This is a genomic window from Alkalibacterium indicireducens (assembly GCF_039522005.1).
Classification (GTDB): Bacteria; Bacillota; Bacilli; order Lactobacillales; family Carnobacteriaceae_A; genus Alkalibacterium; species Alkalibacterium indicireducens.
This window is the reverse complement of record NZ_BAAADA010000156.1, coordinates 1-15,765: the sequence shown is the minus strand read 5'-3', so window position 1 is coordinate 15,765 and position 15,765 is coordinate 1. Positions and strand designations below refer to the sequence as shown.

Annotated in this window: 15 protein-coding genes and 1 pseudogene; 1 reads left to right on the top strand and 15 read right to left on the bottom strand. The window is 44.3% G+C overall.

Features of this window, described 5'->3' with window-relative positions:
* Positions 1 to 217 precede the first annotated feature (217 nt).
* From ABFX15_RS09095 to ABFX15_RS09030, 14 genes are all read right to left on the bottom strand, one after another.
* Entirely contained in the window at positions 218 to 1,354 is a 1,137-nt protein-coding gene (locus ABFX15_RS09095) for a sensor histidine kinase (protein ID WP_346025109.1), read from the bottom strand.
* A gap of 18 nt (positions 1,355 to 1,372) precedes the next feature.
* Positions 1,373 to 2,056 carry a response regulator transcription factor gene (locus tag ABFX15_RS09090; RefSeq protein ID WP_346025108.1) on the bottom strand — a complete coding sequence of 228 codons (684 nt, stop codon included), beginning with the start codon at positions 2,054 to 2,056 and terminating at the stop codon, positions 1,373 to 1,375.
* Positions 2,057 to 2,235: 179 nt separating this feature from the next.
* Complete coding sequence (locus ABFX15_RS09085) at positions 2,236 to 3,888, bottom strand: M20/M25/M40 family metallo-hydrolase (protein ID WP_346025107.1); 1,653 nt, start codon at positions 3,886 to 3,888, stop codon at positions 2,236 to 2,238.
* A 102-nt stretch (positions 3,889 to 3,990) separates the two neighbouring features.
* The gene (locus tag ABFX15_RS09080) at positions 3,991 to 4,281 is read right to left on the bottom strand and encodes a hypothetical protein (RefSeq protein WP_346025106.1); all 291 of its coding nucleotides are present in this window, start codon (positions 4,279 to 4,281) and stop codon (positions 3,991 to 3,993) included.
* Positions 4,282 to 4,749: 468 nt separating this feature from the next.
* Positions 4,750 to 5,922 carry a M20 metallopeptidase family protein gene (locus tag ABFX15_RS09075; protein ID WP_346025110.1) on the bottom strand — a complete coding sequence of 391 codons (1,173 nt, stop codon included), beginning with the start codon at positions 5,920 to 5,922 and terminating at the stop codon, positions 4,750 to 4,752.
* A gap of 84 nt (positions 5,923 to 6,006) precedes the next feature.
* Positions 6,007 to 6,588 (bottom strand): class D sortase, encoded by a 582-nt coding sequence (locus tag ABFX15_RS09070; RefSeq protein WP_346025105.1) that lies wholly within the window; start codon positions 6,586 to 6,588, stop codon positions 6,007 to 6,009.
* A gap of 87 nt (positions 6,589 to 6,675) precedes the next feature.
* On the bottom strand, positions 6,676 to 10,932 hold the full coding sequence (locus ABFX15_RS09065) for an endo-1,4-beta-xylanase (RefSeq protein ID WP_346025104.1): 4,257 nt from the start codon (positions 10,930 to 10,932) through the stop codon (positions 6,676 to 6,678).
* 302 nt (positions 10,933 to 11,234) lie between these two features.
* The gene (locus ABFX15_RS09060) at positions 11,235 to 11,552 is read right to left on the bottom strand and encodes a thioredoxin family protein (RefSeq protein ID WP_346025103.1); all 318 of its coding nucleotides are present in this window, start codon (positions 11,550 to 11,552) and stop codon (positions 11,235 to 11,237) included.
* A gap of 2 nt (positions 11,553 to 11,554) precedes the next feature.
* Complete coding sequence (yidD, locus tag ABFX15_RS09055; RefSeq protein WP_346025102.1) at positions 11,555 to 11,872, bottom strand: membrane protein insertion efficiency factor YidD; 318 nt, start codon at positions 11,870 to 11,872, stop codon at positions 11,555 to 11,557.
* 130 nt (positions 11,873 to 12,002) lie between these two features.
* Positions 12,003 to 12,227 carry a DUF2922 domain-containing protein gene (locus tag ABFX15_RS09050; RefSeq protein WP_346025101.1) on the bottom strand — a complete coding sequence of 75 codons (225 nt, stop codon included), beginning with the start codon at positions 12,225 to 12,227 and terminating at the stop codon, positions 12,003 to 12,005.
* A gap of 29 nt (positions 12,228 to 12,256) precedes the next feature.
* Positions 12,257 to 12,460: a DUF1659 domain-containing protein gene (locus ABFX15_RS09045; RefSeq protein WP_346025100.1), complete on the bottom strand. Its 204-nt coding sequence runs from the start codon at positions 12,458 to 12,460 to the stop codon at positions 12,257 to 12,259.
* Between the two features lie 155 nt (positions 12,461 to 12,615).
* On the bottom strand, positions 12,616 to 13,050 hold the full coding sequence (locus ABFX15_RS09040; protein WP_346025099.1) for a VOC family protein: 435 nt from the start codon (positions 13,048 to 13,050) through the stop codon (positions 12,616 to 12,618).
* A complete protein-coding gene (locus ABFX15_RS09035; RefSeq protein WP_346025098.1) occupies positions 13,047 to 13,634 on the bottom strand; it encodes a DNA-3-methyladenine glycosylase I in 588 nt (195 codons plus the stop codon). Before ABFX15_RS09035 ends, ABFX15_RS09040 begins: the two co-directional genes overlap by 4 nt.
* 157 nt (positions 13,635 to 13,791) lie before the next feature.
* Positions 13,792 to 14,205, bottom strand: coding sequence for a hypothetical protein (locus ABFX15_RS09030; RefSeq protein WP_346025097.1), 414 nt, complete (start codon positions 14,203 to 14,205; stop codon positions 13,792 to 13,794).
* Between the two features lie 82 nt (positions 14,206 to 14,287).
* Between ABFX15_RS09030 and ABFX15_RS09025 the strand changes: the two genes are divergently transcribed.
* The gene (locus tag ABFX15_RS09025; protein ID WP_346025096.1) at positions 14,288 to 15,106 is read left to right on the top strand and encodes a MerR family transcriptional regulator; all 819 of its coding nucleotides are present in this window, start codon (positions 14,288 to 14,290) and stop codon (positions 15,104 to 15,106) included.
* Positions 15,107 to 15,249: 143 nt separating this feature from the next.
* Here ABFX15_RS09025 and ABFX15_RS09020 read toward each other — a convergent pair.
* Positions 15,250 to 15,669: pseudogene (locus tag ABFX15_RS09020) on the bottom strand (amino acid ABC transporter ATP-binding protein); the annotation flags it as partial.
* Positions 15,670 to 15,765: the final 96 nt, after the last annotated feature.

Genomic DNA, 15,765 nt, shown 5'->3' with positions numbered 1-15,765 from the left:
TCAAGTGATAGTGATTAACGTTTGAGGTGATAGGCTTTCTAGCGGGTAAAACTTTATACTTTCCTATTCTATAAAAAAAACAACCGTATTTCAAGAGAATTCATATTTTAGACATTCAATTGAAATCGAACCGTTAGAAAACCCGTCATCATTCTATTTCGCCTTTTGTGTTACTGGACCGGGCTCTTCGAACATAGAAAAGAACGGCACGTCACACTCACCGTTCATCTTGTCCATTAGTATTAAGGGGAAGAACAACCGTAAAGACTGTCCACCCTTCTTTAACTTCTGCTGTAATTTTCCCTTTATGAAGTTCAACAATACTTTGAGCTATCGCAAGTCCAAGACCCGTTCCCGCTGTTTCCTGCGACCGGGAAACTTCGGCCCGGTAGAACCGTTCAAACAGCTGCTCGATAGCTTCTTCCGGAAGGGTTTCGCCATTGTTGCTCACTGTGACCTCTACGTTATTCTCTGATTGAACCGCATTGATGCAGATAAGTGTGCCTCCCTTTCCGTATTTCAACGCATTGGAGAGAAGGTTATGGAATACCCTGACTATTTTTTCCGTATCTCCTCGCATCATGATCGGGGTGTCCGGTGTACGAGTCCTTATCTCCCTGCCTTTCTTTAAAGCTTCCAGTTCAAAGTCGATGGCCATCTGTTCGATCAGCTGCCCCATATCAAACGTAATGTACTCCAGAGGGGTAGTCGTCTGACGTACAGTCGTGTATTCAAACAGATCGTCAACGAGAGCTTTCATCTGCTTTGCTTTTTTGTAGGCAGTATGGACATAGTCAGTAGCCTGACTGGCTGAAGTGAACCGCCGTTCCTCGATCAATCCCAGATAGCCGATAATGGAAGTCAGTGGTGTGCGGATGTCATGACTCACATTCGTTATGAGTTCATCCTTACTCTGCTCGATCCGTCGTTCTTCTTCCATTGCTTCTACGGTCGAATCGACAAGCACATGAATGCTCTCCACGACTTTACCGATATCCCCGCTGTATTTTCCTCTGATGCGATGTGTATAATTGCCTTGTGCAATATAGTGCAGTTCTTTGATAATATGCTGCAGTTCGTACTGGTGATATCGCCTCTTCAGGCGCCAGTATATCGCCACACCAGCAACAATGATAAGGAAGATGAAGACAAGAGGCGTCAGTCCCCACAGTTCCTGATTTCTGATATCAGCGAGCATGTTCCCAAAAATCCAGAAATCTCCAAAGACTTCGGGGAACGAGGTAACCAGCCAGTTGAGTATTTCAAAGACGGCGAAATAGCAGAGAAAGATAATCCCGGCTGTCACGACTGCTTCAAATGCCAATCGCAGTCGTTCTTTATTTGTTAACTGCATGCTGCCTGACCTCCGTTATCAATTCTCTATTTTATACCCTACGCCCCAGACGGTCTTGACAACTTTCTCTCCGCCAGTGGCTTTCTCAATCTTGTCTCGCAGATGACTCACGTGGACCATGACTGTCTTAGCAGGAACGAGACTTTCCTGCTTCCATACTTTTTCAAAAATCTCATCCGCGTTAAACACCCTGTTTGGATTAGTTGCCAGTAGATAGAGGATACCAAACTCCAACGCAGTCAGTTGTACCGGAACCCCATCAACAGTCTCGACCTGGTGATGATCTTTTCTAATGACCAGCGGGCCGATCTCCAATTCGTCCGCATCCGTATCCTTCGTTCCATAGCCGCTCCGTCTCATCAGTGACTTGACTCTGGCAAGCACCTCCAATGGATTGAACGGTTTGACGACATAATCATCTGCACCGTTTGTCAGGCCACGAATTTTATCTATGTCAGCTGTTTTGGCACTTAACATCAATATGGGCAGAGACGAGTCTTTCCTTATTTCCTTGACTACTTCCAAGCCGCTTTTCTTTGGCATCATGACATCCAGGATAAGGCAGTCGATGTCCAGGTGCTCCACTTTGTTCAACACGTCCTGACCATCATAAGCCTTTTCAACCTCAAAGCCTTCATTTTTTATATATATCTCTAGCAAGTCACAGATTTCTTTGTCATCATCAGCAACCAATATACGCATTGACCCCACCCTCTCATCAAGTTCCTCTTTATTTTATCATGTATTGTCCGTGCAACTCATAAAGATTTGTTTAAGGATTTAGAAGAGTTTTACTTGCCTTTCAGCCTCATAGAAACTTAACAGGCAACTTTTTCCATTCACTAAAAAAGCAGAGATTTCTCCCTGCTTTTCTATCTGTTTCAGCGCAGCAATGCGTCAATTGTTTTAGACACAAGTGTCGGCGCAACTTCAAAACTGTACGTTTTCTCAAGACGTTCTGTAAACTTGTGCGAGTCCTTACCGAACGGTCCGATGTCGACTACCGGAAGTCCCAGACTCTGCATCGCATCAAGAGGCAGCTTATACTTCGTACCGAAACCGGGCATGTTTTCCTTCAGTGCATCTATTTCTCCCTTATTCTCTGGAGCAGAAGCATAACTCAGATCCGAGATATATGGGAAGAACTTCTTATATACAAGTGTATAGTCGGATTCCGTTGTGGTCACCGCTTCCGCTACAGCATCCAGGAGATTCTTTTCTTTGTCTGTATCACCTTTGACGTAGATATGGGGATAGTAAGGCGGCGTAAAGTAGACAATGATGACCGGTTCCTGATTCTTCCACATGGTCTGAAGCAGTTCGACTTCCTTCAAAGCGTATTCCCTTTCATCTACCGTATCGTCGATCAGCCATTTTTCTTTCTCGCGGTCCAGAGCCTCAACTGCTTCCTGTCCCTGATCAGTGACTACCTGTTTTTTCAGTTCATTGTACGTCATGACTTTAGGCGCATAGGTGTACGGTTCAAACGCCCTGCCAGTCAGATCACAGTACCGCTCGTACTGCGTGTTCAGGTCATTTATCACTGACTTAAATGCTTCTTCGGCCACTTCCTTCATTTTTTGAAGAACCACATCCGGCGTCTGGCTATGTGTGGCGAAATTATAAAAGGCGTGAGCCGCTTTTGCCGTCTGAACAGAATACTCCGGTTTGAGGTCCTGCTGCTTAAGACTCATCGGTGGCAAGGTACTTTCTCCTTCAACTGTATCTGACAGATCAGTATTTAAGTTGATGCGTCGAGTCAGTTCCGCGACAAGCTGGTTCGGATCCAGTCCCTTGAATGCTTCACCGACATGCGTTTCCTTTCCAACAACATAAAAGGACGGCATAAGCTTCCCGACTGTTCCAATATACACATATTTATTTTCATCACCGGGATACTCGGAAGTCATGTAATCTGTGTTGATCAGTCCGGTCAGGTTCAAGTTGTTCTCATCTCTCAGGCGGACGATTTCAGGTACACATGAACGCATACCGGCTGAATTGGCTTCCTCGTCACACACCGCCGCAAACAGGATATTGCCGGAAAAATCATCCAGTCTGCTTTCTATTTCTTCCATTAGAGTCATAATGATCGCATCACCTGTTTTCATATCGAAAAGGCCACGCCCGAACAGGTAGTCTCCTGACTCCAGATCTTCACGCGCATCTTTTGACAGAAGCTCCTTGCGTTCATGCAGGAGCTCGGTCAGCTCATAAGGCATGTGTGCGAAATTCTTAAGATCGCCATAATCAGAAATACCCACTGTATCTGTATGGCCGATAAGAACAACTGTTTTATTATTCTCCGGATCTTTCTTTCCTCGAAGAAGGGCGATCACACTTTTTCTTCCCCACTTATCGTGCGGAACGGGAACAAAAAAGAGGTCTTCCGGGTTATCTTTAAAATAATCCATCTGCTGGAAAAACAAGTGGACTTTCTCAGTCACTAACTGCTCCTCGATCGTTTCTGTCACACTGCGCTGTCTTGTTAGGTCTACTGCTATTTCTTCAATTCGTTGAGCTCTGCTTGACATTGAACTGCCTCCAATATATTAAATCTTTCTCTCTGGTATTTTCCTAAGTATAGTCCCGAACGAGTCTAATCGCAATCCACTCCGCTGAATGTTTTGTGTCAGTTAATTCTCTTCCACATGATAAACATAATCTGCAGTCTTATACACCTGATTTTTCTCTATCCTGTTACGTTCGTCTTTTCCAATAGCCTCTTCTTCCCGGGAAAGCTGTTTTCCTCCTGTCGTCTCTTCAATGATTTCAATGGCGTCCTGAGCAACCGTGATTTTGAAGAGTTTCCCTTCTTCGAGTGCTGCCTTCGGTTTTTTCAGTCCGAGTGTCAGCGTGCTCAGAACTATATCTTTTATGGAAAAACGCGGCAATCTATAGGCTGAATAAGTTTTTTCTTCTGTCATGTTATATCTCCTCTTTAACGTAATTCCGAAAGAAATCTCCCACTTCTAAGCGTATGGGTGCGAAGCACCAGTGAAAGTGGGAGATGAATTTCGGTCAAGCGATAGCTTGAAGTGGTTAATGTCATTCTCATTTGGTATACTTTATATATAGACGATAACCAAGTCTATATAGGCGACAACCAAGCCTACTGAGTATTCCTTGGCGTTAGCCAAGTAAAAGAAAACCTATGAGGCAGGGACTGCCTTTTGAGCCTACCCATATCCGATTCCTCTGTCTGCATGAAACCTGTGCAGACAAGAATGGAGTTCGTAGGAAGCCCCCACTTCAAAATCCGGAGGATTTAAGTGGTGGGTAGTTCACCAAAAAAACTGTTAGACACGGTAACCAAGTGAGTACCATCTTTGACTCATCAAACTCGAAAGAAGAGCCCAATTCATGATGAATTGAGCTGCCTCCTTGTTTATCAATTAGTTTTTAGTCATGTTCATAGCAACAGCCACCATCATGCCTACTCCGGTACTGAAAGAATCTTCATCAATCCCGAATTTTGGATGATGATGCGGATATTCCATATCTTTCTCAGCATTCCCTGCTCCTATAAAGGCATAGGTACTGGGGACTAAGTCAGAAAAGGCTGAAAAGTCCTCCCCACCCATTGCAAGAGGGAATTCAAAGACCGCATCTCCGAAATGCTTTGTGGCGATCGCTCTGACCTGATCTGTTTTTTCATCATCATTCACAACTGAGCTGTACCCTTTAGAATAAGTATACTCATAGCCGGCTCCGTAGACGTCACACACATTCTTCACGACTGCTTCGATCCGTTCTTCAACCATTTCTCTCGTTTCAGGAGTGATCGAGCGGACGCTCCCACCTAAAACCGCAGTATCCGGAATTATATTTTTGGCTGATCCAGCATGGAAATTTGTCGTTGAGATGACCAGCGAGTCCAGTGGGGACGTTACCCTTGAAACCAGAGCCTGAAGCTGACTGATAATCTGTGCACCGATCAGGACAGGATCCACCGAGTTTTCCGGCTGGGATGCATGTCCACCTTTTCCTTTGATCAGAATATCAAACTGGTCCGAGTTCGCCGTTACCGGGCCATTCAGCAGGCCGATCTGACCTGTCGGAATCGGCGTAAACAGATGCTGGCCATAAATAAAGTCCAGATCATCAAACAGACCCGTTCTTACCATATTGACCGCTCCCCCGGGCGGCGTTTCTTCAGCATGCTGGAATATCAGGTAGACTTCCCCATGCAGGTCATCGATCTGACCGACCAGTACCTTAGCCGCGCCTAAAAGGATCGATGCATGTCCATCATGTCCACACGCATGCATAATATTTTTGTTTTCAGACACAAAGTCGATATCCGTACGCTCTTCGTCTATAGGCAATGCATCAATATCGGCACGCAAGCCGATTTTCTTACCAGGCTTAGCCCCTTTTATGATTCCCAATACACTTGTTTCAGTCGGACGTGTCACCTCTATCTGACCAATTGACTGCAGTGCTTCTTCAATATAAGCACTTGTCCAGTACTCTTCAAATGAAAGTTCCGGATGCTTGTGCATTGTCCGTCTCCAGTTCAATACATCTGCCATGACTCTATCGATTTGTTCGTTCATCATACTCATCCCCAATATTGTATTTCTCCTACTATATCATACATTCGGCCAGGTCGCTTTTTGTCACAAAAATCATTCCTTACTTTGTACAATCTATTCACTGACCGGATAAGCGTAGAACACGAAGCGCTCAGGCGCACTCCCCAGATAATTGAACGGGTAGCAGGTTGATACGACCAGAACTTCCTCTCCCATCTCCCCAACGACAGAGGTATCGTCCGCATCGACGATCGTTGTGTCTCTTATTACGTATGTGTAGTCGCCATAAGGCATTTCTACTATAAATTCGTCACCAATTTCGAGCTCTGCAAAATTGCGGAAGACGGTATCACGATGGCCGGACAGAACGATCTGTTCGCCTTGTCCAGGAAATGCAGTACTAGACATATGACCCACACCTAAATCCAGCGCATCCGGATCAGTTCCTTCAACTATTCCGATGCTCCGGTCAATCTTAGGGACGTGAAGGACCCCGATGGCTTCATGGGTCTGGGCTGAAAAAGACTCGGCCGGATTCTCGTCATCCGGATCGACTTTTTCACGCATAGTCTGTACCGCCTGTTCAGCTTCCGCCAAGGTAACCGACTGCATCTGATTCTGCTGATAAAGCGAGTAGCCAAACCACATCATTAAAGCCACCCCTACTGCTATCAATCCATTTGCCAGCCATTTCATTATATCCCTCCTCGTTATGTAAAAACAGGGAAAAGCGAAGAGAGTCGTTTCCTCTTCGCTCTCCTATTAAATTATGCTTATTTTACCTTATTTTTTCTTGCGAAGAAAGTGCATACCTAAACCAGAGGCCATTCCAGCCAGTCCGATCAGTCCAATCGTCCAAACCGCAGTAGCTGTCTGAGGCAGACGCTCTCCTCTTTCTTCATCATCTGAATCGACATCTGTATCAGTATCCCCTAAGTCAGATGGATCTGCCGGGTCTGCTGGATCCGCTGGGTCAGTCGGATCTGTCGGATCTGTTGGGTCCGTTGGATCAGTCGGATCTGCTGGATCTGTTGGGTCCGCTGGATCTGTCGGATCTGTCGGATCTGTTGGGTCCGTTGGATCAGTCGGATCTGTCGGATCTGCTGGATCTGTTGGGTCCGCTGGATCAGTCGGATCTGTCGGATCTGCTGGATCTGTTGGGTCCGCTGGATCAGTCGGATCTGTCGGATCTGCTGGATCTGTTGGGTCCGCTGGATCAGTCGGATCTGTCGGATCTGTTGGGTCCGCTGGGTCCGCCGGATCTGCTGGATCTGCTGGATCATCATCCTCAGCAACAAACACGCCGTAGATTGAGAATCCTGGAACGATAACTGAAATCGTATTGTCTGTTACCTCTCCACCGACATTTTCCCAGATACTCTCTTCTTCATTGTAATAATAGATAGTGACGTCTTCTTCTACAAAATCATTATCAATGCCTAAAGTCAATACGAAATCACCTTCGTAATCTTCTTCTCCTTCAGGTAGGATCAGCTCAACATCAATAATGTCTCCTGCAGCTGTCAACAGTTGCCCTTCTTCATTTACAAGTTCAGGTACAGTTTCTCCATCAAGGATATTGACAATGATCGACGTTCCTAATGGAAGATCACTAGGCATGGTGATTGAAATTAATTGTCCATCAACAACAATAGTCTGTCCTGGTAAAACTTCTACTTCTTCACCTTCATTAATCACTACCGCATCATCTTCGTGATCTACATCTCCCATATCATTGACCAAAGTAAGATTTCCGAACACTGATGGATCCTGGAAGCCCTGTCCAGTCAGGTCGTTCCAAGCAGCAGCTGCCTGACGAGCACCATCTACTCCATCATTGATCTGCATATCAAAACCAAGCGTGTGTCCTGCTTGGGGGGTGATATATTTCCAAGGAATAGCCATTTCTACAACATAACCGGAACCAAGTACTCGAGCAGCTGAATCGAATCCGTCACTGTATGCACTCGGGTTGAATGTTGCAAAGTTTTCATAGTTGACACGGTACTGACCGACACCATCAATATAGCTCAGTGTTGGCTCACCTGTTTCGTTGATAAATGCTTCTACTGAATCCTGTTCCCAAGGATTCTCTGCCGAAACATCTAGATTACCATCTGCAACTTGGAATAAAACATACAAGTTGTTTTCATCCCATAGCGCACGTCCTGTTCCTCTTGCCCCTTGCCATGCTGTCTGGAATCTTGAGATATTCATTACAGGTGCATCATTCCAGATGTCATCAATTTCTGCATTAACAACAGGAGTACCATATACGGCATAACTGCTGTTAGCTTCAATTTCAGCCTCTTCATAATTTTCAAGGAAACCATCTGGATCAACTACTGCATAATAAGCAGGTTTGGCTTGAAGACGGCCGTCAAACAATAACGGGAACCGTTCAGAACGCCAGCTGCTCGCATCATTCAATCCCCAGAATGTGACACGGTTGATTGAATCAGAATGTTCTCTGAAAATCTGGAATAGACGAGCATATACATAGCCTTGACGATTCCATTCAGCTTCAACATATTCATTTTCTGTTAATGTCGTCACGTCCAACTCAGTAATACCGATCTCGATATCAAGCTGTTCGAAACGTTCGATAGATTGTTTGACAAGATCAGGGTTAAGGTTGATGCTATAGTGCCCCTGCATACCGACTCCACTGATCAGCTTACGCTCTTCTTCAGGGTTTTCGGCAGCCCATCTGTCATTAATATCTCTAATCATGTAATACATGGTGCGCGCTTTACCTTGAATATGATCGTTATAATCATTGTAGTAAAGCACCATTTCTGGCATTCCGAGTTCGTCAGCTACTTGTCGGGCATAGCTGAAAGCTTCATATATATAGTCTGGTCCTAATGCACGTAACCAACCAGTATCTCTTAACTGAGATTCCCAGTTTTCAGGATTGCCCCAGTCGCCTGCAAGCGCCTCATTTACTACATCCCAACTATACACACTATCTCCAAAATTAGTCATAACTTCTCTAATGTGTCGCTGCATGTTCGCACGCGCTTCTGCTTCCGGTAAAGGAGAACCGTTAGCATCACTATGCAACCATTCCGGAGACTGCTGATGCCATACTAGGACGTGCCCATGAAGAAGGAATCCTTCCTCTGAGATACGTTCTACCAGACGGTTCTGGTCAGCGAAGTCAAATTCACGGGCTGAGTTATAAGCATAATCAGGCTTCATAGCATTTTCCGTAGTAACTAAATTATGGTGATGGTCTAGGAGCGTCAGACGATCCCCTTCCAATTCAGCCATATTTATAGCATTACCGATCAGGAATTCATCTGCATAAACATCTTTAATCGGCGCAAGATCAAGCTGAACGTCTGCAGGTTCAGAATCAAGTTCAACGAAATTGATGTCATCGATATAGAAGTCAGCAAGGCTTCCTCCGCCGGTTTCAACATATATAGTGACGTAACCACCGCCAAGAGAAGAATAACGGTAGGTTCCTTGAAGGTGTACCCAGCCATCATCAGCACTCATCGTGGTTGAAGCAACCGTATTATAACTAGCTACATCCCCCTGATTCACTTGGGTTGATAGTCTGAACGTTGTAGAGGCTTCTGCATCTGTTTTCACACGGGCAGAAATCTGATACTCTTGACCAAGATTGATGTAGTCCTCGACACGAAGGGCAGGACCATTCCAATCTTGTGTACGTCCAGTTGTCAGCAAACTATACTGTCCGCCTTCTGTATAATTATCTGCATCCGTTACAGTCACTGTTTCGTTATCGCCTCTAGCTGTAAATCCATTTAATTCGCCATTCTCAAAGTCAATAAAAGTGAACACTTCAGCCGCTGGAGCATCTGGATCCGGTACTTCATCTTCCAACGGTGTCTGATTTTCATCCCATTCAACTACAATTTCAGTAATGTAGAATGGTACAGCAGCACCAGCTTCATTAGACTGAGCTCTAAAACGAGTGTAGTCTGGATTATTAAATATAAATGTATCTTCCAGCACAAATTCTTCTCCTGCTACAAAAGCGGTTTGCGCTAATAATGGATAATCCTCTTCGGGAACCTGAAGCCACGCTTCTGCTCCTGATGGAACAGCGACTTCTGAATCGACATAGCCACGAATGGTTACATTATATTCATATCCGTATTCCATACCCATTTCTGCAAAACTGAAGTCAACGCCATTCCAGTTAGCTTCACGGTTACCTACGTACAGTGCGCCCTGACCATCATTAAAACCAGCTTGATGCTGGAATGTCGGACCTGCACTGGTAGCTGCCTGAGTATTTTCTGTGAAATCATTTGAGAAGAGAATAGATAATTCAGATGCCGGGCTGTTTTCATCAGACGCCTCCTCGTCTCCTTCATCTTCTACAGGATCTTCAACATCGTTTCCGTCATCTTCAACTGGATCTTCCGGTGACGTCGGATCGTCTGCATCGTCATCTACAGTATCTTCATCATCTGCTGGAGTGTCAGTTGTGATCAATACGTTAGTGACCGCAAACTCCATGCCAATTCCAGCTTCATTTGTTTTAATACGAAAAGCTTCATCGTTTTCTCCGAACGCAGTATAACTTGCTTCTAGTTCAAAAATGCCTGTTTCAGCAGTCGGATTGGTCAACCAAGTATATCCGTTAACCGTTTCAATATTCACTGAAGTGTCTTCGGGAATTTCTTCCCCCTCAGCAATATATCCTGAAACTTGGATCGAATATTTCAGTCCTTCTTCCAGACCGATTTCATCAAAGGAGATATCGATTCCATCGTAATCATTAACTCTATTAGTCACCCAAACGCCTGATTCAACTTCTCCATTAATCTCAAAGTCATTAAACCATTCGAGCACGGCATCTCCACTTGAGACAAGTGCCTGGTCGGCATCTGGATTTTCTGAAAAATCATTCTCATAGACGACGACTTGTTCTGGTTCGCTGGTTGGTTCATTATCTGTTTCCTGTGCCAAAGCTGTTGTTGCTGTAGCAAAGACGGGTGCGACCAGCAGCGCACTCATCATTCCATTTGCTAATTTAAATTTAGTGCTGTTCTCCATACGTGTCCTCCTTATTTGTTCTGACTATTCGACTGTACGCTCATTATTTATGTAATGAGACAACTAACGAAACAATAGTGATTCCTAAGAATCGTCAGACCTTCTCACCGCCTTCTCCTTAATATCTCAGCGATTATACACTAAACGCTTACAATAATAATACTTTTACTAGAAACCGTTTACAATAGTTAATTTGTTTAAACAACAAATTAACATGAAACTCATACTAAAGTCGCTTTTTTGTAATATTATTGCAATATAAGTGAGATTTTTGCTACTGTTTGTTTAAAAAAGCCGCAGCACTAGGCTACGACTTCTCTTATCCATTTATTAACGGCACTTTGCGTGTGCACGCCGCTTAAACGGTTTGTGTATTTGCCTTTATAAAAAAGGAGAACGGTAGGCGTCGACTGGATAGTAAAGGCTTCAGCCCAGTCCGGGTTGTCTATGGTTTTAACTTCCGCAATAATAATAGATTCGTCAGATGCCTCTCTGACCTGTTCCAAGCTATGAGCCATTGCCTGACAGGTCCCGCAGAAATCACTAGTGAACTGGACAAGGACAATTGGAGCTGACTTAATCGTCTCGTAAAAATTTTCTTCATTTAATGTGATCGGCATAGTCAGTCCATCTTCTGTTTCTGTTTAGTCAGGTCACTTTTCTTTACGGTAATTCCTGATCCAAGATACGTTTCATTTTCGCTGTCGGGATTTCTTCTGACTGTAAAATGTTCGGGCACTTTATCCACTCCGCCTTTTACAAATGGGTTACATCTGAGAATACGCGCCATTCCCATAACGGACCCTTTAGCGGCTCCATGTTTTTCAAGTGCCTGAACGGTATAGTGTGAACACGTCGGGTAATAGCGGCAGCTTGGCTGAAATAGCGGGGATATGACTTTCTGATAGGTTCTAACCAATGCGAGCAGCAGTTTTTTCATGTGTATGCTCTCCTTTTATCTTTCTACTCTGGTAGTATAGCAAAAACACTTACTTTTTAAAAGTCCAATTATTTATTCCAATATAAAAAAAGCTACCCTGACCAGTTCAGCCAGGGTAGTGAGAATGTAATTATTCTGCTTCCAGAATGTCTTCTACTGTTCGGGTCACATAACGTGCCCCTTTGATTTTAGTATAGAGCGGATCACCTTTGACGGTGAACATGTCTTGTGCAATGATCTGTTCCATTGCTGTCTGAACGTCTTCCTTAGTCAGACCTGTTCTCGGCTGATCTAAGGCGATAACTCGGTTTTTACCTTCTCCTGTTTCAAAACGCAATTCTAGTTTCATACTCATGGGTGTGCCTCCTGTTTTGTTTTAGTTGATTATAGTGAGTAGCGGTATTCTTCTATGACAAGTGTATGTGAAACAGGCAGATCCGTTACTGAATCAAGAGCCTGAGTGAATGCTGTGACTTGTTCTTCAGATAGAGACTGATGAGCGCCAGCAAAACTTCTGCGGACGAGCTTTGCGTTCTCAACATCTTCCAGAAAAATATCTACTTTACTTGCTGACCATATTTTATTCATTATTGTTTCCTCCTTAGTTGATTGTGTAAGGTGATCACTGCTTACACTAGTAATAACGAAAGAAGAATCAGAAGTGTTACCTTGAAAATAAAAAATCTCAAGTCAGCTGATAGGCCGGCTCAAGATTTTTATATCCTTACATGTTCTGGTGATTTCTAGTCGATGACAAGCATATTCTGATCGTCGAACTCCCATGTGTCAGCATAAGCTAGTTCCCAGTAGTAGCCGTCAGGGTCAGAAAAGTATCCGCTGTATCCTCCCCATGATACAATTCGAGGCATTTTCACAATTGCTCCTCCGGCAGCCTCTACCTTACTCATCACTTCATCTACTGCTTCTTTTGATTTCATGTTGCAGGCGAGTGTAATCCCTCTGAACTGACCACCAATTGATTTTGGCGGATTTTCTTCATTAATATCTTTAGCCAGCTCATCTATCGGGTAGAGTTCCAGCTTGCTTCCTTCATTATTGAAGAAAACGATCGCCGGCTCTTCGGCTGTCTCAGGCGTGCTGAATCCAATATCTTTATAAAATGCAAGGGACTTTCTCAAATCTTTGACTCCTAGGCAAATCAAATTGATACGATTCATCTGAATTCTCCTTTTTCGATTAACTGCTTCACTTCCTGGTAACAGAAACACCCGGTCAGATGGTCATTGACCAGGCCAGCTGACTGCATATAGGCATAGCAGATGGTCGGACCCACAAAACCGAATCCATCCTTCTTCATCTGTCGGCTCATCCTACGGCTTTCTTCTGTCTGCGCTGGCACCTCACTAAGGTCAGTCCAGTGATTGATGATCGGCTGATGGTCCACAAAATTCCAGATATAGGAAGAAAAAGAGCCATATTGTTCAACGACAGCCTGATACGCTTTTGCATTTTTCACGACACTTCTTATTTTCAGCCGGTTCCGGATGATTCCTTCGTTCTGAATCAGCTCCTCGATTTTTTCATCTGAATAGTCGGCAATGGTGGATGGATCGAACTGGTCGAAGGCTTCTCTATACTGCATGCGTCGTTTCAGAATCGTCAGCCAGCTCAACCCGGCCTGAGCCCCTTCCAAGCAGAGCAGCTCAAATAACTCCCTGTCATCTTTCATAGGCCGTCCCCACTCATAATCATGGTAGTCGAGGTAGACCTGATCTTCAGTCACCCAGCCACATCTCTCCATGCTTACTCCCCCCGTCAGTCTTATAATGATACTTTTTTTACTCTTCTGTCTTCTTCGTTATTATAACGTAAACGCGAACAGCTATGGGACTCAAAATCTCCGTTCCAGTCTGATTTTATTCAACGAACTGGAATCTGTATGATCATTTTTTATCTATTCAATCGTTGAACTGACAAGAGGTGTCTTCCTGATCTTTTAGTTCAAAATACGAAAAAACCCCAATGAACATCAGGTAGATAATCAGCGTCAGTATATACGCAATGAATGTAAACAATCTGAACCCTGTACCGATCATGACCACTTCGACAAGCATCGTCAGGATCAGAGGAATCGTTATTTTTGCTACATCCGCTTTGAATCCATTTTTAATTTCTTCCCAGCTCCGGTCCTCTTCTTCATCCTGATCACCAAAATAATAGTCCGATGCAGCCTCTCCAATTTCCCAGGCACCATACGCCAACAGAATATAGGCAAACAAGCCGTCATCATTAATGTGTAAGAAGAGAGAGACGACACCTGCTACAAATAAAACTGTACCGGTTACTGCCGTCTTCATTGTCTCTCTATTCATAAAATCCTTCTCCTTTTCAAAACTTGATTCATTATATATACTAAAGTATAGAGTTACTCTATAGTCAAGGGGGAAATTTTATATGGTCAAACAATCCGCTTACATCACTACTGGGCGTTTTGCCAGATTAGTGGGTGTGTCTAAGCATACACTCTTCTTTTATGATGAAAAAGGCTTGTTCAAACCAGCCTATGTTAAAGAAAATGGCTACCGGTATTACTCACTGAAGCAAGTTGAAACCTTCTCAGTCATTTCCGCTCTCAAAGAAATCGGCGTCCCGCTTAATAACATTAGGGCTTTCCTTGACAACCGATCGCCCGAACGTTTTTCACAGCTGCTTTCAAAAGAAGCAAATGCTCTGCAGAAAAAAATTGCTCGGCTGAATCGTCTGGAACAAGCTATGAGAGAAAAGAAACGTGTTACAGACGAAACCCTCGCCAGTTTGTCTTCCGGGTTCCAAATTGAATCGTTCTCTGCCCGGCATATGCTGACTACCAGGATCGACAACGTTCTGGATACGCGTTCCTATTACCAAGCTTATACAACACATTATGCCTCTTTAGATAAGAAGACCGCTCAGACCACTTTTCTGGAAGGGCTAATCGTTCCCGTCGAGGAAGTCAGCCAGGAATCAGAAAACTACAGCGGATTTTTATATACCGAAGTCTCAGATCAGTCTTTGTGTAACTTCATTTTACCTGGGGGACAGTACCTGACCGGATACTTCAAGGGAGGCGATGACGATGTACTCAAGGGTTATGCCTCGATGCTGGTCCATGCAGAAAAGGAACAGCTCATAGTTGGCTCTCACTTCGTGGAAGACCTTGCACTCGACGAACTGTCTTTCAAAAAATATGACGATTACGTTTATAAATTGTCTCTTCTATTGAAAGAGTCCTAAGCTGACAGCCTTGAAAGTCGGATGCTGATCGCCCTCTCAACTGACTCATTTAATCAAAAAACGCCAGCACCCTCACGATAATGCGAGGAGCTGGCGTATTGATTATAGACTGAAGAGTTTTGAGTTAGCCTGTTCGGTTTTTCTTATTCAGGTGATGACTGAGTATTCATGAAACGTTCCAGGAATTCTTTCAGGCGAGGTGCCTGTGGGTTGTACAGAATTTCTGACGGCGGGCCATCTTCGATGATTTTCCCTCCATCAAAGAACGCGATACGGTCAGCCACTTCTTTGGCAAAGTCCATCTCATGGGTAATCAGAAGCATGGAAGTATCCCCCTGGTCGGCAATGTCCTTGATGACATCAAGCACTTCACCGACAAGTTCAGGATCCAGCGCAGAAGTAGGCTCATCAAAGATCAGCACTTTAGGGTCCATGACCAATGCACGGGCAATTGCCACACGCTGCTTCTGCCCACCGGAAAGCTGAGCAGGGTAGGTATCTGACTTATCCAGCAGTCCCACTTTATCAAGCATCTCCTCTGCAGCTTTTTTTGCTTCCTTTTTATCTCTCCCCTGTACAGTCAGTTACTGTCAAATTTTTTTGTTCTTAAAGGTCTATAACCGTTGTTCTATCAAGGAAAAGACAAAAAACACTTGCCC

Coding starts and splice junctions, on each gene's coding strand:
- ABFX15_RS09095 (WP_346025109.1), bottom strand. CDS start 1,354: ATGCAGTTAACAAATAAAGAACGACTGCGATTGGCATTTGAAGCAGTC.
- ABFX15_RS09080 (WP_346025106.1), bottom strand. CDS start 4,281: ATGACAGAAGAAAAAACTTATTCAGCCTATAGATTGCCGCGTTTTTCC.
- ABFX15_RS09025 (WP_346025096.1), top strand. CDS start 14,288: ATGGTCAAACAATCCGCTTACATCACTACTGGGCGTTTTGCCAGATTA.
- ABFX15_RS09045 (WP_346025100.1), bottom strand. CDS start 12,460: ATGAATAAAATATGGTCAGCAAGTAAAGTAGATATTTTTCTGGAAGAT.
- ABFX15_RS09090 (WP_346025108.1), bottom strand. CDS start 2,056: ATGCGTATATTGGTTGCTGATGATGACAAAGAAATCTGTGACTTGCTA.
- ABFX15_RS09085 (WP_346025107.1), bottom strand. CDS start 3,888: ATGTCAAGCAGAGCTCAACGAATTGAAGAAATAGCAGTAGACCTAACA.
- ABFX15_RS09075 (WP_346025110.1), bottom strand. CDS start 5,922: ATGAGTATGATGAACGAACAAATCGATAGAGTCATGGCAGATGTATTG.
- ABFX15_RS09060 (WP_346025103.1), bottom strand. CDS start 11,552: ATGCCGATCACATTAAATGAAGAAAATTTTTACGAGACGATTAAGTCA.
- ABFX15_RS09065 (WP_346025104.1), bottom strand. CDS start 10,932: ATGGAGAACAGCACTAAATTTAAATTAGCAAATGGAATGATGAGTGCG.
- ABFX15_RS09040 (WP_346025099.1), bottom strand. CDS start 13,050: ATGAATCGTATCAATTTGATTTGCCTAGGAGTCAAAGATTTGAGAAAG.
- ABFX15_RS09030 (WP_346025097.1), bottom strand. CDS start 14,205: ATGAATAGAGAGACAATGAAGACGGCAGTAACCGGTACAGTTTTATTT.
- ABFX15_RS09035 (WP_346025098.1), bottom strand. CDS start 13,634: ATGGAGAGATGTGGCTGGGTGACTGAAGATCAGGTCTACCTCGACTAC.
- ABFX15_RS09070 (WP_346025105.1), bottom strand. CDS start 6,588: ATGAAATGGCTGGCAAATGGATTGATAGCAGTAGGGGTGGCTTTAATG.
- yidD (WP_346025102.1), bottom strand. CDS start 11,872: ATGAAAAAACTGCTGCTCGCATTGGTTAGAACCTATCAGAAAGTCATA.
- ABFX15_RS09050 (WP_346025101.1), bottom strand. CDS start 12,227: ATGAGTATGAAACTAGAATTGCGTTTTGAAACAGGAGAAGGTAAAAAC.